The following is a 25,533-nucleotide window of genomic DNA, read 5'->3' on the forward strand; positions in this document are numbered from 1 at the left end:
CAAAACATGCGCAGTCCATCACCCGCCAGACTCGAACTGCTCGCGTTCGGGTCTTTTTTGCCTTGGCCGCGCGCCGTGCGCGTAAAATCCATGTCCGACATTGGACTATTCCATTGTCATGCGTCCGGCCAGCGCCTATACTTGTTCTACTTTAACCGACGGTTGTAACGGAGGTGTTCCGTACTTGTTGAAGCTGATGCGTTATTTGAAGCCTTATTGGCGGACGGCGCTGCTGGCGCCGCTTTTTATGCTACTCGAAGTCATTATGGACCTTCTCCAGCCGAGGCTGATGGCCAGCATCGTGAACGACGGCGTGACCGCCGGCAATCTGGATCATATCATCCGGACCGGACTCGACATGCTCGGCGTGGCGCTCGTGGGGTTAATCGGCGGCGTCGGCTGCACGGTATTCTCCACGCAGGCGTCGCAGCGGTTCGGCACCGATCTGCGTCAGGCGCTGTTCGCGAAGATTCAATCGCTCTCGGCTCCGTCGCTCGACCGTTTCGGCGCGGGCTCGCTCGTCACCCGGCTTACCGGCGATATCGCGCAGCTGCAGCAAATGGTGCTGCTGACGCTGCGCATCGTCGCCCGATGCTTGTTCCTGGCGGTCGGCAGCATCGTCATGGCCGTGCTCATCAGTCCGAAGCTGTCGCTCATTCTGCTGGCGATGATTCCGGTGCTGGTGGTCTTCCTGGTCGTCATGACGAAGATGACCGTGCCGATGTACGGCGCGGTGCAGGAGAAGCTCGACGGCGTGAACGCGGTGCTGCAGGAGAACCTCTCCGGCATCCGCGTCGTGAAGGCGTTCGTGCGGGGCGACTACGAGGAGCGGCGCTTCGGCGAAGCCAACGGCCGTTTCCTGGAAGCGAGCTTGAAGGCGGCTCGCGTCGCGGCGCTTAACGGCCCGCTCATGTCGGTCATCTTGAACTTCAGCATCGTCGTCGCGCTCTGGTACGGCGGCGGCTTGACCGAGAAGGGGCTGCTCGAAGTCGGGAGCTTGGCCGCTTTCCTTGCGTACGTCACGGAGCTGCTGTTCGCGATCGTCGGGCTTGGCGGCCAGCTGATGATGATCGCGCGGGCGAAGGCGTCGGCCCGGCGGATCGCGGAGCTGCTCGATACCCGGTCGGACAAGGCGACGGATGAGCGGATTATGGGGCGGCTTGACGGTCGTGCCGCCGATCCCGAGGGAAGGGCGGCTAGGCTGGGAGATGTCGCAGACCATGACGCCCGAGCGGACAAGCCGACGCTCGAAGGCCTCGGCGCCCATGCGCGTTGCGGATCGCTCGAGTTTCGCGGTGTTGGCTTCTCTTATGGCGGGGCATCCGGTCCGCGCGTGCTGGCGGATATCGATTTCCGGGCCGAGCCGGGCGAGACGATCGGCATCGTCGGCGTGAACGGCGCGGGCAAATCGACGCTCGTCAGCCTGATCCCTCGTCTATACGAGGCAACCGAAGGACAGATTCTCATCGACGGCACGGATATCCGGGACCTGGCGCCGGAAGAGCTGCACCGGGAAGTCGGCGTCGTGCTGCAGCAGGCGCTGCTGTTCACCGGCACGATCCGCGACAATATCCGGTACGGCAAGCCGGACGCCGCGGAGGAAGAGATCGTCGCCGCCGCGCGGGCGGCGCAGGCGCACGACTTCATCGCGGCGCTCCCGGACGGCTACGATACGGAGCTGGGCCAGCGCGGGGTGAATCTCTCCGGCGGTCAGAAGCAGCGGATCTCGATCGCGCGCTCGCTGCTCGCGAAGCCGCGCATTCTCATTCTCGACGACTGCACGAGCGCCGTCGACCTGAACACCGACCGCCGCATCCGGCAGTCGCTGCAGACGCTGATGAAGGAGACGACCTGTCTCGTCATCGGGCAGCGGATCGCGTCGATCGAACACGCGGATCGGATTCTCGTGCTCGAAGAAGGACGCATTACCGCAAGCGGCACCCATGAGGAGCTGCTGCGCCGAAGCCATCTGTACCGGGACATCGCCGCGTCCCAGCAAGGAGCGTGACCTTATGGCAACCGCGACGACAACGAAACCGAATCCCGCCACGCTGCGCAGGCTTGGCGGTTATCTGCTGCGCCAGCCGATGCGGCTGTACGGCGTCATGGCGGCGACGCTCGCGTCCGCCGGCTTGACGCTGGCGGCTCCCTATCTGCTCGGAGGGGCGCTCGACCGCTATATTATCGCGCGTCAATTCGACGGCTTCTTCTCGGTCTGCCTATTGCTGCTCGCCGTATACGCCTTCGGCAGTTTCGTGAACTGGCTGCAGGCGCATTGGCTGGCGGACGTCGCCCAGCGGACCGTCTGGCAGCTGCGCACGGACTTGTTCCGCCATCTGCAGCGGCTGCCGGTGCCGTTCTTCGCCCGGCGGACGCACGGGGAGCTCATGAGCCGCACGACGAACGACGTCGAGAACGTGGCGAATACGCTGAACCAGACGCTGGTGCAGCTGCTATCCAGCGTCATCATGCTGATCGGCTCGTTCGCCATGATGGCGGCGCTCAACGGCTGGCTGACGATTACGGCGCTCGTGACCGTGCCGCTTATTCTGTTCATCTCGAAGCGGATCGGCGCGGTGACCAAGCGGCAGTTCCGGGCGCAGCAGGAGCATTTGGGCGCGTTGAACAGCTTTATTGAAGAGAACGTATCGGGGCAGAAGGTCGTGACGCTCTTCCACCAGGAGCAGCGCGCGCTGGCTCGGTTCGGCGAGATGAACGGCCGCCTTATGAAGGCGGGCACGACAGCCCAAATTTACTCCGGTCTCATGGGACCGGTCATGAATATGGTCGGCCACTTCAGCTATCTGCTCATCGCCGCGGTCGGCGGCTGGCTCACGCTGCACGGCGAGGCGACCGTCGGGGTGACGATCAGCTTCATCGGCTATTCGGAGCAGTTCGGCCGGCCGCTGCGGGACTTGGCCAACCAGTTCAACCTGATCCAATCCGGCGTGGCCGGCGCGGAGCGGGCATTCGATATCATCGATACGCCTTCCGAGTACGAGGACGGGGCGTCGCGGAAGCCGGGACCGCTGGCCGGCCGCGTCGAATTCCGCGATGTCGCCTTCGCTTACTCGCCGGATAAGCCGATTCTGCGGGACATTACGTTCACCGCGCAGCCGGGGCAGACGATCGCGCTGGTCGGACCTACCGGGGCGGGCAAGACGACGATCATCAACCTGATCGGCCGGTTCTTCGACATTACGGGCGGCCGCATCCTCATCGACGGCATCCCGGTCGACGAGCTGGACCGGGACGCGCTCCGGCGGCAGATCGGCATCGTCCTGCAGGATGCGCATCTGTTCTCCGGCACGATTCGGGAGAACATCCGCTACGGCCGGCTGGACGCGACGGACGCGGAGATCGAGGCGGCGGCCAAGCAAGCCCACGCGCACGCGTTCATCGCCCAGTTGCCGCGCGGCTACGAGACGGTGCTGACGCCAGAAGGCGGCAACGTAAGTCACGGTCAGCGGCAGCTGATCACGATCGCGCGGGCGATTCTGGCCGATCCGGCGCTGCTCATCCTCGACGAGGCGACGAGCAGCGTCGACACGCTCGCCGAGCTGCGCATTCAGGAGGCGATGAAGACGCTGCTCAAGGGCCGCACCAGCTTCGTCATCGCCCACCGGCTCAGCACGATCCGCGGCGCGGACTGCATCCTGGTCGTCCAGGACGGACGCATCGCCGAACGGGGCACGCACGAAGAGCTGCTGGCGCAAGGCGGTCTGTACCACGAGCTGCACGGCCGGAAGTTCGAGACGGTTTAAAGCCTCCCCCAAACCCCCTCCGCCGAGGGGGCTCCAAGGGCTGCCGCCCTCTGGACACCCGCTTTCGTGCTTGATCGATTGGTAGCGGATAGCGGATAGTTTTCGTCGGGGCACGCTTTTGTCCTGCGGACAAAGCTAACGACGTTTTTCAATGCTTAATCCCCTCCGCCGAGGGGGCACCGAGGGCTGTATGCACACTTACGAAAGCAGGTTTCCTCATAATAAGCTCTCAAAGCATCGTGCATGTACCGCTTGAAGAACTGCAACAAGCGACGAGAACCGATAACGGCGCAAAGCCGCTCCTTCCCCATCCGGCGATGGCGAAGGAGCGGCTTATTTGTTTTCCATACGAGGCCGCGGCATTCCGGCACCGCAGTGCTCGTTCACGCGTCGTCGGTCTAACCGTCTCGCGTTAGTTGCGGCGCCAGACGAGCTTGCGCGGGTCTACGCCGCCTTCGGCGGACGGGCTGACGCGGAGGCCGGCCGCGATCTGCTCCCAGCCGACGAGCTTGAAGTTCTGGTTCAGCTGCTTGTCGCCTTGCATGTTGCGGTCGTCCTGGGAGACGAACAGGCCGTACGGGTAGGCGCTGCCAAGACCGAAGCCGATGACGTCGATGCCGTCCGTCTCGGTCGTGCCGTCCGCCGTCTCGCCGTCCGCGATCGTAAAGCGCGACAGGAACGGGTTGTTGCCTTGGCGGTCATAGACGGCATAGCTGTTGCTGCCTTGGCTCGAAGCGATCAGGTAGCCGGTGCCGCCTTGGCCATAGTAGAGGGTCAGCCCTTCGATGTCGTCCTGCACGCGGCGGCCGTCGGCGAGGTCGACCGTCGCGAGCGGCTTCTTCGACCCGGACGGCTCGGCGTCGTATTTCCAGATCGCGTAATCTTCTTCCGCGACATACAGCGTGCCGTACTCGTCGTCGGCGACGATGCCCTCGGACTGCGTCGCGAGCTGGAAGCTGCGGACAAGCTTGCCGGCGATTTTGCCTTTGCCGTTGTCGCTCAGCAAATACTGCTCGAATTCGCCGTCCTTGCCTAGCGCGATCGCGTAGAATTTGCCGGTCTTGATGCTGTGGTACAGGCTGAATCCGTACACTTCGCCCATGTTCGACTTGATCGGCGCGGCTGTGACGGACTTCAGGGCGCCGCTCTTTCCGTCGATGGTGAAGACGTCGATCGTATTGCTCGTCCGGTTCGTGGCCGCGACGATATCGACCTTCTTGCCGCCCAGCGGGAAATTGTAGCGCAGATCGATATTGTTCATTTTACCGAGCTTATACGATTGGAGCTGCTTGCCCGTAAGGTCGTACACGAGAACGCCGCCGGCTTTGTTCGTGGCGATCAGCTTGCTTTTGGCCGAATCCGCGGGATCGACCCAGATGGCCGGATCGTCCGCCGCGTCGTCGCCGTCGGCGACCGCGGACGTCTCGCCCTGCGCCTTGACGGTGAAGGCCGGGACGGCTTGTCCGTCGTATTTGGCGTTGGCCGCTTCGATGCTGGCCCACAGCGATTCCGGCACGTGGATAATGCCCCGGGCGGCTTGAACCGGCTGCGCGAGCTTGCCGTCTTTGCCGGCGAGGCGGTACTCCTTCTCGCCCAGCGTCACGATGCCGGCGATGCCGTTTTTCAATTTGAACAGGATGGCCTTGTCTTCTTCTTCCCAGTGGACGGCGGCTCCGATTGCGGCCAGTTTCTCCCGCAGCGGCACGAGCTCCTCCGTCGCGGCGGACGTGGCGGCGATCGCGCTGCCCGTTGGCAGCAGCAGCGAGGCGGCGAGAATGGCGGATACGAATTTGTTCATACTCTAGTTTCCCCCTAAATGGCAGATATGGATGCACCAAGCTTAGGGACAAATTGTATGCGCTATATTAAGCGGATATAGAGATGTTGTGAAGCGAGGAAGTCTTTCGAGCCGTTTCGACGCAAGGATGGGTCGTTCGGCCTGATGATGTGTTCCCACGTTATGCGAAATTAGGTACAATGGGTGAAAAGTCATTGTGGCGAAGGGCGAAGAGGCATGAAGGTTTCGGACATTGCATTGTTTCAAGGACTGTCGAACGTCGAGCTGTCCAAGCTGCTCGGCCGTCTGGCCAAAAGGCGGCTGCACGCGGGGGAAGCGCTGTTCGAGCAGGGCGACTTCGGCGAAAGCATGTTCATCATCGAGCATGGCGAGGCGCAGCTATATTCGCAGGTCGGGGAGACGCGTCAACCGCTGGCCGTCCTCGGGCCGGGCGACAGCTTGGGCGAGATGGCGCTGCTCACCGGCGAGACCCGCTCGGCGACGGTGGTGGCGATCGGCGAGATGATGCTATACGAGATCGACCGGGAGACGTTCGATCGGCTGATCGCCGAGCATCCTTCGATCTCCGCGTATTTCATCCGGATGCTCTCGCGCAGGCTGACGGCGACGAACGGACAGCTGCACGATACGCTGCAGACGAAGAGCGAGTGGGTGCTGCAGGAGCTGTCGGAGCTGTCGGAGCCGCTGGACCGGATCGTGCTGTGGCTGTCGGAGCTGCCCGCGGCGCCGCAGGCGCTCATCGACCATACGTTCCACTGCCGAATGGACGAAGAATACGCCCGTCACCCGGCGTTCGCGAAGCTGGCGTTCCACGAAGCCGACGAGCCGTCGGGAGGCGAAGGGCGTTACCGCATCCATCCGGCGTTCAAGAAGGAGCTGTCCGACCGGTCCGCGCAGCGGTTCGGAGACGATCGGAAGCGGGCGTGGCGGGAGGATGCCGCTCGCTTCTACCGCCAGCGGCAGCGCTGGCCGGAGCTCGCCGAGCTGTACGCGGACGCCGGGGATTGGCTGGCGGCGCTGGAGGCGGCAGAGCAGGCAGAGAGCTCGCAGGATCCGGCCGACGACGGCCGCCCGCTGTTGTTCGAAGCGCTGCGCGGCGCGCCTGCGGCGCTAATGGGCGAATATCCGGCGGTGCTGGAACGTTGGCTTGCGGCGTCTAAGGCGCTCGATCCCGGAGCGGGGCTGCGTAAGCTCGAGGATGTAACCGCTTGCTGGATAGATCAGGGCGATACCGAACGGCTCCCGCGACTGTATGAACGCGGGGCCGATCTGTGCCGTCAGCTGGGCGACGACGAGCGGGCCATGACGTATCTCAGGCTAGCCGAGGCTGCCGATCCATACAACCGGACCTCCGCGCGCGGTTATGAGCTCACCCGCCAGGAGCTGGCCGGCAGGCGCAGCCGGGAGAAAGCCGAGCGGGCTCGCCGATTGGCCGGCGGCCCTTGGGCCGGTTGGGTCAGCGCGATCGCGGCTGCGCTGTGCGTGCTGTTGTTCGTTTATTTGCCGCCGGTCGGCGACTTGTCGCGGCACGGGATGATTTTCATCGGGATCGGCATCGCGGCCGTGCTGCTGTGGATCGTGAACATCGTGCCCGATTATATCGTGGCGCTCGGCATGGTGCTGCTCTGGGTGCTCGGCGGGCTGATCGAGCCCGAGCAGGCGCTATCCGGCTTCGCGTCGCCGACGTGGCTGTATATGATCTTCATCATGGCGCTGAGCGCGGCCATTACGCGATCCGGCATTCTGTACAGGTTCTCGCTGCACGCGCTCAAACGGTTCCCGCCGCATTACCGGGGCCAGCTGTGGGGCATCGTCGCGGGCGGCATCGTGCTCAATCCCCTCATCCCCTCCTCTTCGGCGAAAGTATCGCTCGGCGTCCCGATCGCGCGGACGCTGTCGGAGTCCATGGGGTTCCGGGACCGCAGCGGCGGCGCGGCCGGACTTGGGCTGACGGCGATGATCTTCTACGGATTCACCGCGCCGTTCCTGCTGACCGGCTCATACACGAACGCGATGGCGTACGGACTCGTGCCGGATGCGCCGGGCGTGTCGTGGCTGTCGTGGGCGCTGTACGCGCTGCCGGGCTTCGCCGTGTTCGCGGCGGTGATGCTCGGCGCGCTCGGCTTCATGTTCCGCGGCACGACGGCGGCGCGGCCGATCGAGGCCGGCGTGCTGGACGAGCAGCTGCGGCTGCTCGGACCGCTGACGAAGGCGGAGCGGGTCTCGCTTATGACCGTCGTCGGCTGCATTGTGCTCATGATGCTCCAGCCTCTTCACGGCATCGACGGCACCTGGATTCTCATGGGCGGCTTCGCGGTGCTGGTACTGTCCGGCACGCTGGACCGCAATGCGGTGCTGACAGGCATCGATTGGCCGTTCCTTCTGTTCCTTGGCGTTGCGTTCAGCTTCGCCAACGCCGCCGAAGCGCTCGGCATCTCGGCCGCCCTATCGGATTACTTGGGCGCGCATATGGAGGCGTTCATCGCTTCGCCGACGCTGTTCCTCTGCGCGGTCATCGCGCTATCGTTCCTCGTGACGCTGGTCGTGCGCGACGACCCGGCGGTCATTCTGCTCGTCACGGCGCTGATCCCGCTGGCGGAGAAGGCCGGCGTCGATCCGTGGATCGCCGTCTTCATCATTCTGCTGTCGACCGATCCGTTCTTCTTCGCCTATCAGTCGCCGACGTATCTGACCGCCTACTACAGTTCGGAAGAAAAGGCGTTCAGCCATCGGCAAGGTCAGCTCGTGGCGCTGTTCTACGCGGCGGCGGTCGTGCTGGTCGCGGTGCTCAGCGTGCCGTACTGGCGGTGGCTCGGACTTATTCAAGGTTCATAATCGTGTCGTCCCCCTTCCGTCTATGGCGCAACATCGGCCTCAGGCGGGAGGGTTTTTGTCTTAGCTGCAAACGGCTGGATCGTCTGCGAAGAATATCGCGCGCGGGCTCGATCAAATCCGCCGATATATGTCATAATACGAGAGAGTACATTTTAAAGGAGACTTGCACGATGACCCAAACGAAAATCATCATTGACTGCGATACAGGGATCGACGACGCGCTGGCCATTCTGTACGCGCTGCGCGCGCCGAACGTACATATTGAAGGCATTACGACCGTGTTCGGCAATACGCCTGTCGAACAAGCGGCGGACAACACGCTGCGCCTGCTGGCGCTGGCGAACCCGGGCTACGAGATTCCGGTGGCGCTCGGCGCGACGCGCGCGCTCGTCCGGGAGCCGGGCACGTTCGCCCCTCACGTCCACGGCGAGAACGGCATCGGCAACGCGGAGCTGGCGCCGTCGCCGCAGAAGCCGGTCGGCGAGTCGGCGGCGGACTTCATCGTCCGCAAGGCGAACGAGCAGCCGGGCGAGATCGTGCTCGTCACGCTCGGCCGGTTGACGAACGTGGCGCACGCGCTGGATAAGGATCCCGAGCTGACGCGCAAGCTGAAGAAAGTCGTCGTCATGGGCGGCAACGTGCTCGTGCCGGGCAACATTACGCCGGTCGCGGAAGCGAATATCTGGGGCGATCCGGAAGCGGCGGATCAAGTGTTCACCTCCGGTCTGCCGGTGACGATGGTCGGTCTCGACGTTACGCTCAAGACCCGCATCACGGAAGAGCATCTGAAGTATTTGAACCGCTTCGGCCGCGAAGAGAACAAGGCGATGATCGCGTTCATGGAGCAGTCGCTGACATATTACTTCAACTTCTACCGCGACGTGAACTACTACCTGGGCAGCGCGCCGATGCACGATCCGCTCGCCCTGATGGTCGCGCTGCAGCCGGACCTGGTGACGTACCGCCGGATGAAAGTACGCGTCGAGTGCCAAAGCCCGCTGACGCTCGGCATGGTCGTCGCCGACCTGCGTCCGCAGCCGACGGTCGGCTCGGAGATCGAAGTGGCGATCGACGTCGATCCGGAGCGCGCGGTGGGCGCGTTCTTGAGCGTGTTTATGTAAGTGATGCAAGGAGGAAGGCCGAGCAGCGCCGTGTGGCGTTGTTCGGCCTTTTCTGTATGGGGACGAGGGGTGCTGGCGAAGCGCTTCGGCCAAACCGGAGGACAGCCGCACGGCGCCGGAGGCATTCGAGCTCAGGAACTTCGTCTGCAGCTCGGCAATGATCGCCTTCATGTCATCCGCGTTATAACGATTCCGAACCTGAGCGGACGCTGAACCAAGGCTGAGCGCGGCCAGCCGTTAACCCGCCAGCGTCCCGTCAGCCCGTCGAGACGCCATCCGATGCAACAAAAAAACGTCCCCGGCGCTAACCGGGAACGTCTTCTCTCATGCTTGCGCCGGGCTCCACGGCGTTGCGTCCGCCCCGCTTGGCGCGGTACAGCGCGTCGTCGGCTTGGCGCAGCAGCCCGTCCAGCGTATCGTGGGGCGAATGGCTCACGGCCACGCCGAAGCTTGCCGTCAAGGGGAGCGAACGCCGCTCCAACGGAAGCGGATGGCTCGCGATCGCGCCGCGCAGCCGTTCGGCCAGCAGCATCGCCTGGTTCGTATCCGTGGCCGGCAGGCAGAGCACGAACTCCTCCCCGCCGTAACGCCCGAACAGGTCGACCGAGCGCAGATGCGGCTGGCAGCGGGCCACGACGTGCCGGAGCGCTTGGTCCCCTGCCGCATGGCCGTGTTCGTCGTTGACGGATTTGAAGTGATCGATATCCAGCAGCACGATCGCGCACGGCTTCCCGGCTAGCCGCGACTTGGCCAGCAGTTCCTCCGCGGACCGCATGAAATACGCGCGGTTCGCGATTTGCGTCAGCCCGTCGACGGTGGCCAAATGCCGCAGCTCGTCATGCAGCCGGACGGATTCGGTCACGTCGACGAACACGATCGCTTTGCCGCCAAGCTGCTTCTTGGACCGCATCACCGGCCAGGCGTGCGCCTTGTACCAACTGACCGTGCCGTCTTCGTGCGTCCACCGCAAATCCCGTTCCTCTTCGTCCAGCGCCTCGAGCGACGGGATCAGTTCCGCAACGGACGGCGCGAACGCAAGCTCTCGCAGCGTTCGCCCGATGGACGATTGGCCGAGCGACGGGATCAGCTTCAGCGCGGCGCCGTTATAGTCCGCGACGCGGCCGGTCGGATCGAGGACGAGCACGGCGTCGCGCATGCTCTCGAAGATCGCCGCCCGGGCGACGGGCGCGACCGTCAGCAGCCCCGAGGTGACGATCGACCAGATGTACAAGCCGTTCACCACGCACAGCGTGACCGGCACGGGATCCATGCCGTATGGCGTGAGGCCCATCAGATAGAGGAACGACATCATCATCGGGATATATAAGTTCGCGATTAGAATCGCCATCTGCAGCCGGTACGCGGACCGCGCGCCCCGCCACTGGCGGATGAGCAGAATGCCGCCGAACAGCAGACAGCCGAACGTATAGCTGCCATTGACGATATACCAGGGGCCGATCTCAATGTCCAGGAACAGCGACGTTTCGCCCGGGCGAATATAAATATCGGCATAGAAGAGATGATGGTACTCGTTCGTCAGCACCATCAGCAGCGTGATGGCGGGTATGGCGAACATGAGAATCAAGTTGCGCCGCGTCACGAACCGGTCCAACCCGATGTATTGCATGACCATGAGCAGGCAGCAAGGCGCAAGGAACGGCATGCCGAAAAACTCCGCATACGTCCACCGCAGCGCTTCCTCGTACGTCGTGCTGGCGAGCTCGAGGGCGAAGCTGAACGTATAAATGGCGGAGAAGACCGAGATCCACACGAACGTTTTGAGCCCGGAGAAGGTCGACTTGAGCGTATAGGCGTAAATACCTAGCAGCACGCTGAGCACGCCGGAGACGCAAATAATCACGATATAGTTGTGGACGGCATTACTCATTCGGGTACATACCTCTCCATGACGAACAAAATGTCGGAATTTGTTGAGCGCATACCTGAATCGTAACATAGATCGAAAGCGGGCGTGAAGTGTTTTCGGCCTCTTCCAAGGCGAGGTACGCACAACGCAAAATCCCCCGGATTCCCAACATGGGGGATGCTCCGGAGGTCTGACGTCATGAACGGCTTGGGTCATACAGCCTTGCGGGGGCTGGCGGCACGCCAACCGCAGCGCGATCCGGCGCGCCGTCAGGCACGCGCCCCCCCCCTCTACCCTTCGCCAAGCGGAATGCGGTATTGCGACAGCTCCTCGACGATATGCTCGCCGCCCTGGTACACCCATTTGAATCGGAAAACGCTGCCTTCGTATCCGGTCCGCTTGCGGATGTCCGGCACGATGACCGCGTCCATATTGTCGAGGATCGTCTGCTGCATGGTGAACAGACGCTGCTCGTTGGCGGCGCTTTGCAGCACGGCGTCGTCCTCTGCCAGCGTCTGCATATAATACGCCTTGGCGATGTCGTCGTCGCCCAGCTCCTCGGGCAGCGGGTGCCCGGAGCCACGGAACACTTCGCGCACGGTTTGAATCCAGTCGCGATATAAGTCAATGGTGATGTCGTACATGGGACAGTTCCTCCTTCAGTCGAAAAACGCTGACTCTATTATAAGGGAACGCGGCCTATGGCGAAATAACGGACGAGTGGAATAAATGAACCTTGTTCAGGGGAGCGTAACCAGAAAATGCGGATTTTGACGCGCGCGCTAACTTGTTTCCACGGTAGGATCGGGGGCTAAGATGAAGCAGTACCTGCATGATGAAATTAAAAAAATTGTGAATGCGACCATACAGGCTAATAAGGACTACTTTCAGTTGTGGAAGGAGCACATCCTATTCGGCTGGCAATGGTGGCTTCAAGCCATTCTGTTCGTAGGGCCGATTGCGGCGTGGCTGTTGGTCCGCAGGAAGGATAGCACCGACCGCTTGCTGTACGCAGGCTGCTTCTGTCTGCTCGCCACCTCCTGGCTTGATTTTATCGGGAACAGCTTCGGCCTCTGGTATTATCCTTATAAATTTCTGCCCTCCCTGCCGCCTTACGTGCCGTGGGAGACGACGATTACCGTCGAAATTCTGCTGCTGATTCAATACGGATCCCGCATCTCGCCTTGGTGGTCCGCGGCTGCGCTTGGGCTGTTCAATTCGTTTATTGGGGAACCCATCGCCGAGTGGCTGGGACTATACGTACGGCTCCATTGGCGGTATATATACTCGCTCCCGCTCTACGCCGTCCTGTACATGATCGCGCATCGCATTAGCCGCAGGCAAAGGTTCGGGGCTCTTTAGCAGCACCACGAAAGGATGTGAGTCGACTGGAGAACTACCGCAATTTGGACAACAAACACAGAAGGTATAAAGCCCATATCAGTACGGCCGGCACCACCCAATTCCATTTGCGCAATCCTTACGTGATCGCCTGGTGGTCGGCGGCGTTCCCCGGCTTCGGCCACCTCCTGCTAAGCAAGTATCTGCGCGGCCTGGTGTTGTTTATTTGGGAGGTAATCGTCAACAATCAGGCTCACATTAACCTGGCGATGGTGTATTCCTTCTCGGGGCAGATCGAAATGGCTAAGGACGTGTTAGACACGAGATGGATGCTCATGTATCTGCCCGTGTTTCTATTCGGCATTTGGGACAGCTACCGGACGTGCCTGGATTTGAACAAGGTGCATTTGCTCGCCGAACGGGAGAACGCGCCGTTCAATTCGTTCGTCATCGGATCGCTCGAAATCAATTATTTGGACCGGCGCAAGCCGGCGATGTCCGTCTTTTGGTCGGCGGTCATGCCAGGACTCGGACAGCTGCATATCCATCGGCTGCTGACAGCCTTCTTCGCCATGGTCTGGACGATCGTCTTTCTGTACTACTCGAAGGCGCTTGTTGCGATACAGCTTCTTTTCATGGGCGATATACCCGCTTCGACGAACGTTCTGGATCGCCAGTGGATGCTGTATATGCCTTCCATGTGGGGATTCGCGATCTATGATTCGTATATGAACACGGTGGAAAATAACAAACTTTACGCCAACGAACAGCGTTCCTATTTAATTAATCATTTTCAACGCCCTGGCTTCAGAGCGAAAACGGGAAGGATTGCGGGGGATTACGATCTATCAGGTGTACGCCACGTTTGAACATTCCGCCAACCTGGAGCTGGCGATCAGCTCCTTGGAGAAGAACGGAATAGGCAAAAACGATATTTTCGCCGTCCCGCTGACGAATCGCAAACTCGAGCGCAAATTATTCGATTCGATCCACCATACGGACGGGGTCTCGCTCTTAAGCACCGGGGCGGCATTGGCCACCGCCTTCTCGGTGGTCGGCGCAAGCGTCGGATTCCGTTTGGCGTGGGGGCCGATATATTGGGGATTGATCGGGGCTGCAGGCGGGTTTCTGTGCGGCTTCTTGATCGATTTCGTCTATTACAAGGTCGTCAAGAAGCGGCAGCGGCTGCTTCGAGGCAAGAACTCGGAAGTCATCCTGATCGTGGAGTGCGACGAGTCCCATTGCGATACGGTCGAACGCATATTGTGGCACCATTTTGCGCTTGGGACGGCGAGAGTCGAGATCTGACGGCAAAGCGCGAAAAGGGCCACCCGATAAAGGCAGCCCTGCAAGCAATCTAGCCTGTTGTGGTAATTAAGCGGTCGCCCGGCGCAGCAGCAAATAGCTGAGCGCGGCATAGACGACGGCGAGCGCCAGCGCCCACAGCGAATATTGGAACGCGGTTTGACTCGCCAGCCATTCGCCGATCTGCGGCCACTTGTCGTACTTGGTAATGAGCGCGGAGGCCAGACCGCCGAGCGCGGCCAGCACGACGAGCACGGTGAACGTGATGAAATGTCCGAAGCGGCGGTTAAAGAGACCCGTGAGCAAGCCCGAGTAATACATGTTCAGAACGAGCGCGAACGGAATGAGCAGCTGTTGGTACCAAGGGCCGTCATTCAAGTAAGGCAGGTCGAAGAAGTGCAGGTTGGCGCCCCAGTTGCCGGTAGCCGACTCGAGGGCCGCGAACGCCTGCATCAGAGCGGCGGTTACGATGCCGACGATGACGACCATCGCGGAGGTGCCGATGAAATAATCGTTGCGCCGAATGCCGAAGCCGAGCAGAAAAGGAAACGTCTGCGCTACGGAAATGATGCCCGTCACGAAAAGGTAAATATAAAGCGAAGCGATGCCGCCCGTATACATGCCCTGCTCCTGCTCGATCGAAAGGCCGATGATGAAGTTAACGACGAAACTCATCATCATGATGCCCCACGGCATAAGGAACCATAGGCTGCTTTCCCGTAGGTGCAGCGTCAACACGCGCATGGTCCGGTTCATCGCGCATCCCCCGCTTTCTGCTGTAGTTTGCCGTTCGTTAAATAAACCACGAGCTGTTGGAGCGAGACCGGCGCAAGCTCAAGGCCAGCCGCTTCCGCCGCTCTGCGGTCTTCCGCGCCGCGTTCGCTCCAGACGACCGCGGTGCCGATGCTGCCGAGCGATTGTCTGTCCAGCGCTTGGCGGCCGGACAAGAACGCCTCCAGTTTGACGGCCGCGCCCGAGACGGCGAACGCTTTGCCGCGCAGATCCTCGGTGTCTTCGTCCAGCAGCAAGCGGCCTTGGTCGATGACGAGGACATGCTCGAGCATTTGGCTGACTTCGTCGATTAGATGCGTGGAGAGCACGACGGTGCGAGGGTGTTCGGCATAATCCTCCAGTAGCCGGTCATAGAACAGGCTTCGGGCGACCGCGTCGAGACCGAGATACGGCTCGTCGAATATCGTCAGCGGCGCGCGGCTCGCGAGACCGACGATAATGCCTACCGACGACAGCATCCCGCGGGAGAGCTTCTTCACCTTCCGCTTCAGCGGCAGGCGGAAGTCCGCCAGCAGACGCTCGGCAAAGTCCGCGTCCCAATTCGGGAAGAACAGCGCCGACGCGCGGAGCACGTCGCACACCCGGTAATGGTCGGGATATTTCTGGCTCTCCTTAATGAAGCAAATGCGGCTGAGCACCTTGTCGTTCTCATAGGGCGCCTCGCCGAAGACGGCGATCTCGCCGCTCGTCGGGAACGATTGCGCGGTAAGCATGTGCATGATCGTCGTTTTGCCCGCGCCGTTGCGGCCGAGCAGGCCGTAAATCTTGTTGGCTTCGAGCGTGAAGCTCACGCCGGCGACGGCGGCCGTGCCGCTATAGACTTTACTTAACCGCGTAACTTTGGCGATCGCGTTCATTGGGCAGCTCCTCCCTTGCGAATCATGTCCGTCAGCTGATCGGTCGTAATGCCGAGTTTCGCCGCTTCTCTTACCATAGCGATGACATACTGCTCGTAGAATTGTTCCTTGCGCTTCTCCACCAATACCGCCCGCGCGTCCTGCGCTACAAACATGCCGATCCCTCTCTTCTTGTAGAGTATGCCTTGATCAACAAGCAAATTGACGCCTTTCGCCGCGGTAGCGGGATTGATCTGGTAGAATGCCGCGAACTGCGTCGTGGAAGGCACCTGCGTCTCCTCGCCGAGCGCGCCCGCAATGATGTCGTCTTCGATCCGTTCGGCAATCTGCACGAAGATCGGACGGTCTTCGTCCATGTGTACCCCCACAACCTCACCACCTAACCGGTTAATTACTCATGTAACTAACTATATAAGTAAAGGGGTGCCGTGTCAACAGGGTCGCAACCCAAAAAATGTAATCTTGTCCATCCAGATTATTGCGAGTTGAAAAAGCCGCCATTTCAGAACAGGGATGGCGGCTTTCCGAACGACCTTACCAGCAAAAAATGCGAGCATAAGTTCTACTTTTGCGCGTGGACTTCGACTATAATAGGGAGAGAGATCGGAACGGAACGTAAGGAGAGCAACGCATGAACGAATATTTGCACGAACAATTGCAAGAAGAACACGAATCCGCGGAAGCAAGCGAACCGGCTGCTCCCACGCTATATAAACTGCCGCTCGGCGCGGTAGAGAAACGAATCCCGAAGGCGCGGATGGCGCCGAATGCCGGGCCGCTTCGCCATGCGGCGGACGACGCGGCTTTCTTCGAGCGGCTGTCGCTGCACGGCATCCGGCTGAACGAAGCGCAGGCAAGGGCGGTGCGCCACGATACGGGACCGATGCTGACGCTGGCCGGCGCGGGCTCGGGCAAGACGAGCGTGCTCGTCTGCCGGACCGCTTACCTGCTGACGGTGAGGAAAGCCGACCCGCGCAGCTTGCTGCTCATGACGTTCTCGACGAAGGCGGCGGCCGAGATGCGCGAGCGCATCGCCCGTCTGCCTGGCGTCGGCAAGGAGGCGGCAGGGTCGGTGGAGGCAAGGACGTTCCACTCCTTCTTCCTCTACATGCTCCGCAGACAGGGCATACGGGAGGACGTATTCAGCGAGACGCGGCGCCAGCATATTTTGCTGAAGCAGATGATGCGCGAGCTCGGCTTGCAGGACACGTACCAGCCGGAGACGCTGCTGGCGGTGCTATCCTCGTACAAAATGAATCTGATCGCGGTCTCGGACATGCCCGAGAGCACCGACGCGGAGCGGGAGACGAAGGCGGTCTTGCTCCGCTACGAGGCATGGAAGCAGGAGAACGGCAAAATCGACTTCGACGATATATTGCTGCTCGCGCACGGGCTGCTGCAGGAGCGGCCGCAGCTGCTTCGATCGCTCCAGACCCGGTTTCGCTACGTGATGGTGGACGAGTTCCAGGATACGAACTTCCTGCAATACGAGCTGGTCAAGATGCTGGTCGCTCCGCACCGCAACCTGATGGTGGTCGGCGACGACGACCAGACGATCTATTCCTTCAACGGCGCCCGGAGCGAGTTCATTCTGAAATTCGAAGAGACGTATCCCGGCGCGAAGGTCGTCACGCTCGATATTAATTACCGCTCGACCTCGGCGATCGTGGGGCTGGGCAACGCGATCATCCAGCATAACAAGGCGCGCCGCGCGAAGACGCTGCAGGCGACGAAGCAGAGCGAGGACGTGCCGCGCTACATGACGCCCAAGTCGACGGACGACGAAGCGGCCAAGACGCTCGCCTTTATTCAGGAAGAGGTGGCGGAAGGACGGCGGCAGTACGGGGATTTCGCGGTGCTGTACCGTTCGGCGAGCAACAACCGCGCGATCATGGAGCAGCTGCTCCTGCAGTCGGTGCCGTTCATCGAATACGGCGACGGTCAGCTGCTCTATGAGCACTGGATCATCAAGCCGGTCGTCGATCATTTGCGCTTGGCGCTGTACCGACGGGATTTCAATGCGATGGAAGGGGTTCTGCCGACGCTCTATATCTCCCGCGACCGGGGGATGACGTTCATTCGCGAGCAGGACGCGATCCGCGCGAAGAAGGGGCCGCTCATCCATCTGCTGAGCTGGCCGGAGCTGAAGGATTATCAGAAGGACAAGATCAAGGAGCGGCTGCTGCTGATCAAATCGCTTGCCGCGATGAAGCCGGCGGATGCCATCGTGCATATCCGGCGGAAGTTCTACGACGGGCACATGGAGACGGTCGAGCGGCAGAACGCGACGCAGCACAAGGAGATGCTCCGCGAGATGCTCGACGAGCTGGAGGCGTCGGCCAGCCGGTTCGACACGCTCGAGGCGTTCCTCGCCTTCATCAGCGATGTCATGGAGAAGAGCGAGGAGCACGATAACAAGAAGCGCGAAGAGCAGGGCGACCGGGTGGCGCTCATGACGATTCACCGTTCCAAGGGGCTGGAATTCCCGGTCGTGCTGCTGATCGGCGCGTCCGAGGGCAGTCTGCCGCACAGCTCGTCGCTCGACGCCGACCGGATAAAGGATACGTTCGCGAAGCTGAAGAGCGGCGGTCAGAAAGCGAACGAAGCGATCGAGGAAGAACGGCGGCTTGCCTATGTGGCCGTGACGCGCGCGAAGGAGCAGCTCATCATCAGCTCGCCGGCCTATTATCGGGGCAAGAAGGCGGCGGTATCGCGGTTCCTGCTGTCGGCGTTCGGCGTGACGGCGCCGCCGAAGCGGGAGAGCGACGGCCAGCGCGGCGGATACGGCGCGACCGGTCGGGACGGCTGGGGCGCGCCGCCGAAGCGGGAGAGCGACGGCCAGCGCGGCGGATACGGCGCGACCGGTCGGGACGGCTGGGGCGAAGAGCGCAAACGAGGCGCCGGCGGTTATGCGAGTCGGGAAGAGACGGGACCCGGCATCCGCCGGACGGACGGCGTCGCCCCGTCCATGAGCTGGCAGCGGGCGGGCGCCCGCGAGCCTGAACGCGCCGTGCTGCAGAAAGGCGATGGAGCCGGCCGGAAGATTACGGTGCCGGCGTGGTTGTGCTCGAGCCCTTCCTGCAAAGCGTGGACGCGCATTATGATCCAGAAGGACGAAGGCGCGGCTGGCAAAGCCTGCCCGCTCTGCAAGTCGCCGATGAAGAAGGGAACGCGCGAAGTGCCGGCGGGTTAACGCGCCAGGGACCTTACTATGAAATCGAGGAGTTCGATATCGCATGCTGGTGGAAGTAATCGCAACGAACATCGCGGACGTGCGCGCCGCGGGAGCTTACGGCGCCGACCGGATTGAGCTGGTGACGGGCATTGCCGAGGGCGGACTGACGCCAAGCCTTGGCCTGATCGAGGCGGCCGCGGCCGTATCGTCGATCCCCGTGCAGGTCATGGTGCGGCCGCACAGCCAGTCGTTCCGCTATGACAGCGCGGACTTGGCCGTCATGCGGCGGGATATCGCGGCGGTCCGGCAAGCGGGAGCCGCGGGCATCGTTATCGGCGCGCTGGACGAGCTGGGAGCCGTCGACGTGCCCGCGCTGGATACGCTGCTTGCGGCGGCGGGCGAACTCGACGTGACGTTCCACCGGGCTTTCGACGAAGCGGCCGATCAGTTCGCCGCGCTGCGGACGCTCGCCGGATACCCGCAGATTCGGCGGATTCTCACCTCCGGCGGGCCGAACCCTGCTCCGCAATCGGTCGAACGGCTGGCCGCGCTGGTAGCGGCATCCGAAGGCACCCATTTGCGCATCCTGGCCGGTTACGGCCTGTCGGCGGAGACGGTCGCGGACGTCGTGCGAGGCGGCGGCGTGCACGAGGTGCACTTCGGCTCGGCGGCCCGCGAGAACGGGAGCTTCGCTCTGCCGATCTCTCGCGCGCGGATCCAGGCGATCCGCGCGGCGGTAGGATAAGCGAACGAGAAAGAAAGGCATGGTCCCCTGTGCGCGGGGCCATGCCTTTTTTGAGCCGTTATGCTTGCAGTCATGCGAAAAAAGAGCACCTTCATGCCGTTACGGGCAGACATGAAGGTGCTCTTCGTCGTGCGGGCGGGGGAATCTCGGACGCCTCGTCGCTTGATTACGAAAGCTGGGCGACCGCTTCCCGTACCGGCGGGAAATACCCGATCGATACCGCGTGATCGATCATGCGCTTAATGAACGCTTGGTCGATCCGCGGGCAGGCGATCGCCGTCTCCTCGAGGAAGGCCGACGCGTTGGCGCAGTCGTAGACGAGCGGCGAATCCTGCGCGCCGTCTCCGCCCAGCTGGCTCATGGCGATGCGCAGGCCCTCGGGGTCTTTCGGCATGCTTGCGTCGAGCAGCCATTCGGTATAAGCTTGCATGCTCATCAGCTCGACCGGATAGCCGCAATCGCGGATCATTTGGACGAGATCCGCATACAGAATCTGATGCGGATTCACGATGTGGAACACTTGGCCTTCGGTCTCCGGCATGAGCGCGAGCCGCGCGATCGCCGAACTCGCGAAGTCGATCGGCGTGAAGTCGACGTGCCAATCGGCCATTGGCGCCTTGCCCAGCAGCAGCATCGCCTTAATGAGCTGGTAGAACGCGTTGCTCTCGATATTGCGCTGGAACCTTCCCGTGCCGGAGTGGCAGGTCAGGTTGCCCGGACGGTGAATCGTAACCGGAAGGCCGCGCTCTCCGGCCGCCATGACGAGCTTCTCCGCCTCCAGCTTGCTGCTGGAGTAGACGTTGTCCACGCGCAGCTCCCGGGCCAGCTTGTTCTCCGCTGCCACTTGCTCCCATTGGCCGGATTGCGCGAGCGATTCCGGCACGCTGATCGTCGACACGTAGTGGAAATGAATGCGGTGCGGCGCATCCAGCAGCTTCAGCAGCTCGACGGTCGAGGCGACGTTGGTGCGTTCGAACTTGCGCGCATCCCCGAAGTGGCGGACGTCGGCCGCCGCGTGGATGATCGCGTCGATCTGGCGCGGCAGCAGTCGCATTTCCACGGGCGATAAGCCAAGCCCCGGCTGCTCGAGATCCGACTCGACGACATGGACGCGGCCGTTCATGAGCCACAGAACGGACGGGCCGAAATACATCGTCATGACGTCGTTCAGCCGTTCCGTGGCCGCTTGATGCGTGGCGCCGCGCACGAGCGCGATGATCGTCGTATCGGAGCCGGTCAGCAGATCGTATAGCAAGTGCGAGCCGAGATAACCGGTTGCCCCGGTAAGCAGGATATTCTCCGGTACCGGCGCGGCCAGCACCGAGCGCGGCGCTAGTCCGGCATGATTCACGGGCAGCTCGCGAAGCCGTTCGTAAGATTGAACGCCGCTCGTCTGCGACAGCTGTTGCACAGCGTTCGAGCCGGATTCTTCGGCATACGCGGCCAGCGCGGCCAGCGTCTCATACTGGAACAGATCGCCGATGACGAGCTGCGGGTAATCCGGCTTCAGCTGCACCAGCACGTGAATGATGTCGAGCGAATCGCCGCCGGCTTCGAAGAAGTTGGTGTCGGGCTCGACGCGTTTCACGCCGAGCACGCCGCGCCAAGCGTTGGCAATCCGGCTCTGCGTCGGCGTCAGGAGCAAGCGGGCGCCCGCTTGCTCCGGCTCTTCTTCGGCAATCGGGTAGCCCGCGAGCAGCTTGCGCTCGACTTTCCCGCTCGGCGAGAGCGGCATGGCCGCGAGTTGGACGAGCTTCTTCGGCACATAGTAAGGCGGAAGCGACTCATGCAGCAGCGCGGCAAGCTTGGCGGCGGCAATCGGCTCTCCGTCCTTGGACGTATAGTAGCCGACGAGCATCGTCTGTCCGCTCGGCTCTTTGCGGGCGATAACCGCGGCGGTGTGGACTTCCGGGTGCTTGGCCAACGTATCTTCGATGGCTCCGATCTCGATGCGATGTCCGCGGATCTTCACTTGCGCATCGCGTCGTCCCACATATTCGAGCTGGCCATCGGCGCGCAGCTTCACGATATCGCCGGAGCGGTAAGCGACTTCCCCTTCCGCGAACGGATTGGCGACGAAGGCCGCGGCGGTCTTGTCCGGTTGGTTGAGATATCCCCGCGCGATGCCGACCGTCGAGATATACAGCTCGCCGGGCACGTTGACCGGGCAGAGCGATTGATCAGGACCGACCACGTACACTTGATAGTTGCTGATCGGCGTACCGATCGGGATATGCGTCACGTCCTCGGCGACCGGTCCGTCGATCCGGTACATCGTCGCGCAGACGGTGCACTCGGTCGGGCCGTACAGGTTATAGATGCCTACGTTCGGCGACAGGCGGCGCTGCAGGATGCGTACCTGCTCCCCGTAGAGCGCTTCGCCGGCCGTCATAATGCTGCGAATGGAAGCGAGCCTCGCGAAGCCTTCCTCCGATAGATGAGCGGCGACTTCGTTGAAGAATACCGTCGGCAGGACGATAATGACGCTTGCTTGCGTGCGCTCGACCGCCAGGGCGAACGCCTCGACGGAGATGCGCTCTTCCGCGCCGAGCAGGTAGAGGGCGGCGCCGTTAAGCAGCGCGCCGAACGTCTCCCAGACGGAAGCGTCGAAGCTGAACGTGGCGAACTGGGTGAGAATATCCGCCTCGGTAATGGCGAACTCGCGGCCGATCATGGCCCCCAGGTTGACGACGCCTTCGTGCGCGATGAGCACGCCTTTCGGTTTGCCCGTCGAACCGGATGTATAGATGACGTAAGCGAGATCCTCCGGCAGCACGCCCGCATCGACGTTGTCCGCCGCCAGCCGCGCCAATTCCCCGTTGTCGACCGGCACAATCGCTTTCACGCTCGGCAGCGTCTCGCACAGCGCCCGGGCTTTGGCCGCATAGCGGGCGTTCGTCAATACATAAGGGGAAGCCGTGTCGCCGATAATATAACGAATCCGATCTTCCGGATGTTCGGGATCGACCGGCACGTAGACGCCGCCGGCCTTAAGCACGCCGAGCAGGCTGACGATGGTGGACAGACCGCGCTCCATGAAAATCGTCACGAACTCGCCTTTGCGAAGCCCGCTGTTCAGCAATAGACGGGCCACTTGATTCGCGCGTTCGTTCAGCGACGCGTACGTATAACGCTCTTCGTCGGTGAAAATCGCGGTACGCGGGCCGAACGCTTCCGACATCCGCTCGAACGCCTGATGGATGGTCGCGCCGCGCGCGTAATCGGCCGCCGTCGCATTGAAGCGTTCATACAACGCATGCTCTTCGGCGGACAGCAAATCGACAGAGCCGATGACGGCGCTCGGATTCTCGAGCGCGGCCAGGAGCAGACGCTCGTACATGCCGATATAGCGGTCGGCGGACCGCGGCGTCAACAGCGATTCGTCATAACGGAAGACGACGCTCCATGCGGACGGCTCCAAGCGAAGCTCCGCGCGGAGCACTTCGTTCGCATGCGGCAATGCGGAGGCGCCTTCGGCGTTCAGGCGGAAGGTGGTCGCGAACGCGCGCGCCGCTTCTGGCGTTCCGGCTTGAATACCCGCGACGACGGCGCTGCGGAGCGAATCGAAGGTGTGGCCTTCGCCGACGAGATCGAGCTGCAATGGCACGAGTTCGCCATGCAGGGCGATGCCCATGTTCAGCTCTTCTTCTCCTCCGGATAACCGGTACATGAGCGCGGCGTAGACGGCGGCGGCCATGCCGGCCAGCGTGTCGGCGCCCTTGAATCGTTCGCTTGCGCGCGCCATCACCGGCTCGCTCGGGACATAAGCGGCTTCGGCAAAGCCGTATTGCCTCGCATGCGGCGGCATATCCAGCGGAATGTTCAGTACAGGCGCATCCTCCTGCGAGGTTGGCGCGGCAGCGGATGTTGGCTTCATATCGAGTACTACTCCCTTTCTTGTCGTGAATCGCATGATGAGCGTATATAGCGCAACAATCGCCGCCCTAACGGACGGCGATGTTGGACCGGTCGAACGGGCTTAACGTTTGACGCGGAAATGTTTGACGAGCGTGTTTAGCGATTCGGCCGAAGCGGAAAGCTGATTCGAGGATTGCAGAATCGCTTCCATGTGCTGCTTCTGCTGGCCGACGGATTCCGCGATCTCGTCGGAGTTGGTCGCCGTGGAACGGATGTTGTTGTTCAATTCTTCGGCGGTTGCCGAAAGTTCTTCGGTGCCGGCCGACATTTGCTGCGCCGCCGTGGAGACGTCCTGGATTTGCGTCGATACTTTGCGGGACAGCTCCAGAATGTCCGTGAACAGGCGTCCTGTCTCGTTGGCCAGCGTCGCGCCTTGGCCGACGACGCTCGTGCCTTTGGCCATCGCGTCCGCCGTCAGGCGGATTTCTTCTTGAATCTCGTGCACGAGGCTCGAGATTTGATCCACGGAACCACGGGATTGCTCGGCGAGCTTGCGCACTTCGCCGGCTACGACCGCGAAGCCTTTGCCGTGTTCGCCGACGCGGGATGCTTCGATCGCGGCGTTGAGCGCGAGCAGGTTCGTTTGGTTGGCGATGCCGGTGATCAGGCCGAGAATGCTGCCGATTTGCTGGGAACGCTGATCCAGCAGTCGAACGGTTGCCGACGTCGAAGTCACGAAATCCGTGATCAGCTGCATTTGCTGCGCCATGTTGCGCACGATGACGTCGCCTTCGGCGGACTTGCTCTCCACGTCCTGCGCATCGCTTGCCGCGCTGACGGAGCTGTGGGCGATCGTCTCGATCGCGTTGGCCATCTCGTCGATGGAACGGGACGCGTCTTCGCTCGAACCGGATTGATGTTCCATGCTTGCCGCGATCAGGCGGATGTTCGTGTTGATCGTATCGGCGTGCGTATTGTTTTGCTCGGATGCGTGGAACAGGTCTTTGGCGGAGTCCGCCAGGTGGTTCGACGTTTCTTGGACTTTCAGCATGGTCGTGTTCATGTTGGAGACCATGTGGTTGAACTTCTCGTTGATGATGCCAAGGTCGTCCTTGCCCGTCTTGATCACGATGTCCAGGTTGCCCGCGCTAACTTCCTCGATGCCTTTGATCAGATCGCGGATCGGGGACAGCGTGCGGCGAACGATCAGATACTGGATCGCCAGAATCAGCGCCAGGAAGAAGCCGAGCAGCGACAGTCCGAAGACAAGCAGCTTATGCAGGCCGTCCGGGATCGCGCTTGCGTCCGTATCGACGCCGAAATAGGAGAAAATCTCGCCGCTATCGTTCATGATCGGGTACAGAATCGTGACCCAAGTGCCGTAATCGTCGCTGTAGTATTTCGTCAAGACCGGCTCTTTCGTCTCCAGCATGACCGCTACCGCGTCCGCATGGATTTGGGGCTGTTCGTACAGGTCGCCGATGCCAAGGTCGCCTTCCTTCAGCGGCTCGACCAGGTGCGTCGGAACCGCGACGAGCGACGTTTGGGTGCCGCCTTCAAGCTCGCTGCCGAATACGTAAGCTTGCGCGATGCTCGGATTATAGCGGCTGATCGTATCCATAATATCGCGCAGCTTCGCCTGGACTTCGCCGTCGTAGCTGCCTTCGTCGATCGCGGCTTGCACGGTGACCGGATCGACCGCTTCCGCCCATTGGCCGGTGACCGTCTTGATCTGCGAGTGAAGCTGATCCACGAGAATCTTCTTCTCCGTGTAGTAGCTGGCTACGATCAGGACCGATCCGATCAAGACGATGTTGATCGAGGATAGCAACAGGTTCTTTGTGAAAAACGAAAGCTTGCGATTCTTCTTTTGACCTTCTTTCATCGTTTCTTTCCCTCCATTAGTCCTAAAATATAGTTGTCCTTCTGTAGACCGCCCTCGTGTACCCGTTTATCAGCCTCGCTTTATATATCGGACTGATATAACAAAAGAATTACAGATTATCTACAATTCTAAACTATTTATCGACATAATGCGCGTTTTCTGAAGAGTTTTTCGGTGGTGAATAATGCTA

At 61.6% G+C, this 25,533-nt stretch carries 18 protein-coding genes; 10 read left to right on the top strand and 8 right to left on the bottom strand.

All coding sequences use genetic code 11. The features are described from left to right. Positions 1 to 184: 184 nt before the first annotated feature. Together BCM02_RS12235 and BCM02_RS12240 are read left to right on the top strand one after the other, a co-directional pair. Entirely contained in the window at positions 185 to 2,008 is a 1,824-nt protein-coding gene (locus BCM02_RS12235; RefSeq protein WP_246183345.1) for an ABC transporter ATP-binding protein, read from the top strand. 4 nt (positions 2,009 to 2,012) lie between these two features. Next, positions 2,013 to 3,764: an ABC transporter ATP-binding protein gene (locus BCM02_RS12240; RefSeq protein ID WP_148929388.1), complete on the top strand. Its 1,752-nt coding sequence runs from the start codon at positions 2,013 to 2,015 to the stop codon at positions 3,762 to 3,764. A 412-nt stretch (positions 3,765 to 4,176) separates the two neighbouring features. Here the strand turns inward: BCM02_RS12240 and BCM02_RS12245 are convergent, their stop codons facing one another. Further along, positions 4,177 to 5,562, bottom strand: coding sequence for a phytase (locus BCM02_RS12245; RefSeq protein WP_148929389.1), 1,386 nt, complete (start codon positions 5,560 to 5,562; stop codon positions 4,177 to 4,179). Positions 5,563 to 5,778: 216 nt separating this feature from the next. On the opposite strand from BCM02_RS12245, the gene BCM02_RS12250 reads away from it, so the two are divergent. The 3 genes from BCM02_RS12250 to BCM02_RS35245 all read left to right on the top strand — a co-directional run bounded on the left by BCM02_RS12250 (position 5,779) and on the right by BCM02_RS35245 (position 9,731). Continuing rightward, a complete protein-coding gene (locus BCM02_RS12250) occupies positions 5,779 to 8,397 on the top strand; it encodes an SLC13 family permease (protein WP_148929390.1) in 2,619 nt (872 codons plus the stop codon). A 170-nt stretch (positions 8,398 to 8,567) separates the two neighbouring features. Then, positions 8,568 to 9,518: a nucleoside hydrolase gene (locus BCM02_RS12255; protein ID WP_148929391.1), complete on the top strand. Its 951-nt coding sequence runs from the start codon at positions 8,568 to 8,570 to the stop codon at positions 9,516 to 9,518. Between the two features lie 69 nt (positions 9,519 to 9,587). Then, the gene (locus BCM02_RS35245) at positions 9,588 to 9,731 is read left to right on the top strand and encodes a hypothetical protein (protein WP_187434172.1); all 144 of its coding nucleotides are present in this window, start codon (positions 9,588 to 9,590) and stop codon (positions 9,729 to 9,731) included. Between the two features lie 91 nt (positions 9,732 to 9,822). On the opposite strand, the gene BCM02_RS12260 is transcribed toward BCM02_RS35245, so the two are convergent. Continuing rightward, positions 9,823 to 11,406 carry a histidine kinase N-terminal 7TM domain-containing diguanylate cyclase gene (locus BCM02_RS12260; protein ID WP_187434173.1) on the bottom strand — a complete coding sequence of 528 codons (1,584 nt, stop codon included), beginning with the start codon at positions 11,404 to 11,406 and terminating at the stop codon, positions 9,823 to 9,825. Between the two features lie 269 nt (positions 11,407 to 11,675). Continuing rightward, positions 11,676 to 12,029 carry a hypothetical protein gene (locus BCM02_RS12265; protein ID WP_148929393.1) on the bottom strand — a complete coding sequence of 118 codons (354 nt, stop codon included), beginning with the start codon at positions 12,027 to 12,029 and terminating at the stop codon, positions 11,676 to 11,678. 172 nt (positions 12,030 to 12,201) lie between these two features. On the opposite strand from BCM02_RS12265, the gene BCM02_RS12270 reads away from it, so the two are divergent. Genes BCM02_RS12270 through BCM02_RS12280 form a run of 3 tightly spaced genes read left to right on the top strand, consistent with a single transcriptional unit; the run spans position 12,202 to position 14,034 of the window. Continuing rightward, positions 12,202 to 12,747 (top strand): CBO0543 family protein, encoded by a 546-nt coding sequence (locus BCM02_RS12270; RefSeq protein WP_148929394.1) that lies wholly within the window; start codon positions 12,202 to 12,204, stop codon positions 12,745 to 12,747. Positions 12,748 to 12,773: 26 nt separating this feature from the next. Then, a complete protein-coding gene (locus BCM02_RS12275; RefSeq protein ID WP_148929695.1) occupies positions 12,774 to 13,595 on the top strand; it encodes a hypothetical protein in 822 nt (273 codons plus the stop codon). Next, positions 13,579 to 14,034 carry a hypothetical protein gene (locus BCM02_RS12280; protein WP_425466173.1) on the top strand — a complete coding sequence of 152 codons (456 nt, stop codon included), beginning with the start codon at positions 13,579 to 13,581 and terminating at the stop codon, positions 14,032 to 14,034. The genes BCM02_RS12275 and BCM02_RS12280 overlap by 17 nt, the downstream gene beginning before the upstream one ends. 66 nt (positions 14,035 to 14,100) lie before the next feature. Here BCM02_RS12280 and BCM02_RS12285 read toward each other — a convergent pair whose 3' ends face one another. From BCM02_RS12285 to BCM02_RS12295, 3 genes are read right to left on the bottom strand one after another with little or no spacing between them, the layout of a single operon-like run. Further along, a complete protein-coding gene (locus BCM02_RS12285) occupies positions 14,101 to 14,787 on the bottom strand; it encodes a hypothetical protein (protein ID WP_148929395.1) in 687 nt (228 codons plus the stop codon). Continuing rightward, positions 14,784 to 15,680 carry an ABC transporter ATP-binding protein gene (locus BCM02_RS12290; RefSeq protein WP_148929396.1) on the bottom strand — a complete coding sequence of 299 codons (897 nt, stop codon included), beginning with the start codon at positions 15,678 to 15,680 and terminating at the stop codon, positions 14,784 to 14,786. Before BCM02_RS12290 ends, BCM02_RS12285 begins: the two co-directional genes overlap by 4 nt. After that, positions 15,677 to 16,036 (bottom strand): GntR family transcriptional regulator, encoded by a 360-nt coding sequence (locus BCM02_RS12295; RefSeq protein ID WP_425466175.1) that lies wholly within the window; start codon positions 16,034 to 16,036, stop codon positions 15,677 to 15,679. The genes BCM02_RS12290 and BCM02_RS12295 overlap by 4 nt, the downstream gene beginning before the upstream one ends. Before the next feature lie 275 nt (positions 16,037 to 16,311). Between BCM02_RS12295 and BCM02_RS12300 the strand changes: the two genes are divergently transcribed. Both BCM02_RS12300 and BCM02_RS12305 read left to right on the top strand, forming a co-directional pair. Beyond that, positions 16,312 to 18,873, top strand: a complete 2,562-nt coding sequence (locus BCM02_RS12300; protein ID WP_246183346.1) for a UvrD-helicase domain-containing protein — start codon at positions 16,312 to 16,314, stop codon at positions 18,871 to 18,873. Between the two features lie 43 nt (positions 18,874 to 18,916). After that, a complete protein-coding gene (locus BCM02_RS12305) occupies positions 18,917 to 19,600 on the top strand; it encodes a copper homeostasis protein CutC (RefSeq protein WP_148929398.1) in 684 nt (227 codons plus the stop codon). A 166-nt stretch (positions 19,601 to 19,766) separates the two neighbouring features. Here the strand turns inward: BCM02_RS12305 and BCM02_RS12310 are convergent, their stop codons facing one another. Continuing rightward, entirely contained in the window at positions 19,767 to 23,477 is a 3,711-nt protein-coding gene (locus BCM02_RS12310; protein WP_187434174.1) for a non-ribosomal peptide synthetase family protein, read from the bottom strand. 102 nt (positions 23,478 to 23,579) lie between these two features. Then, entirely contained in the window at positions 23,580 to 25,343 is a 1,764-nt protein-coding gene (locus tag BCM02_RS12315) for a methyl-accepting chemotaxis protein (RefSeq protein ID WP_148929400.1), read from the bottom strand. Positions 25,344 to 25,533 lie beyond the last annotated feature (190 nt).

The sequence above is a fragment of the Paenibacillus methanolicus genome (genome assembly GCF_008124765.1).
In the GTDB taxonomy this organism is placed as follows: Bacteria; Bacillota; Bacilli; order Paenibacillales; family Paenibacillaceae; genus Paenibacillus_Z; species Paenibacillus_Z methanolicus.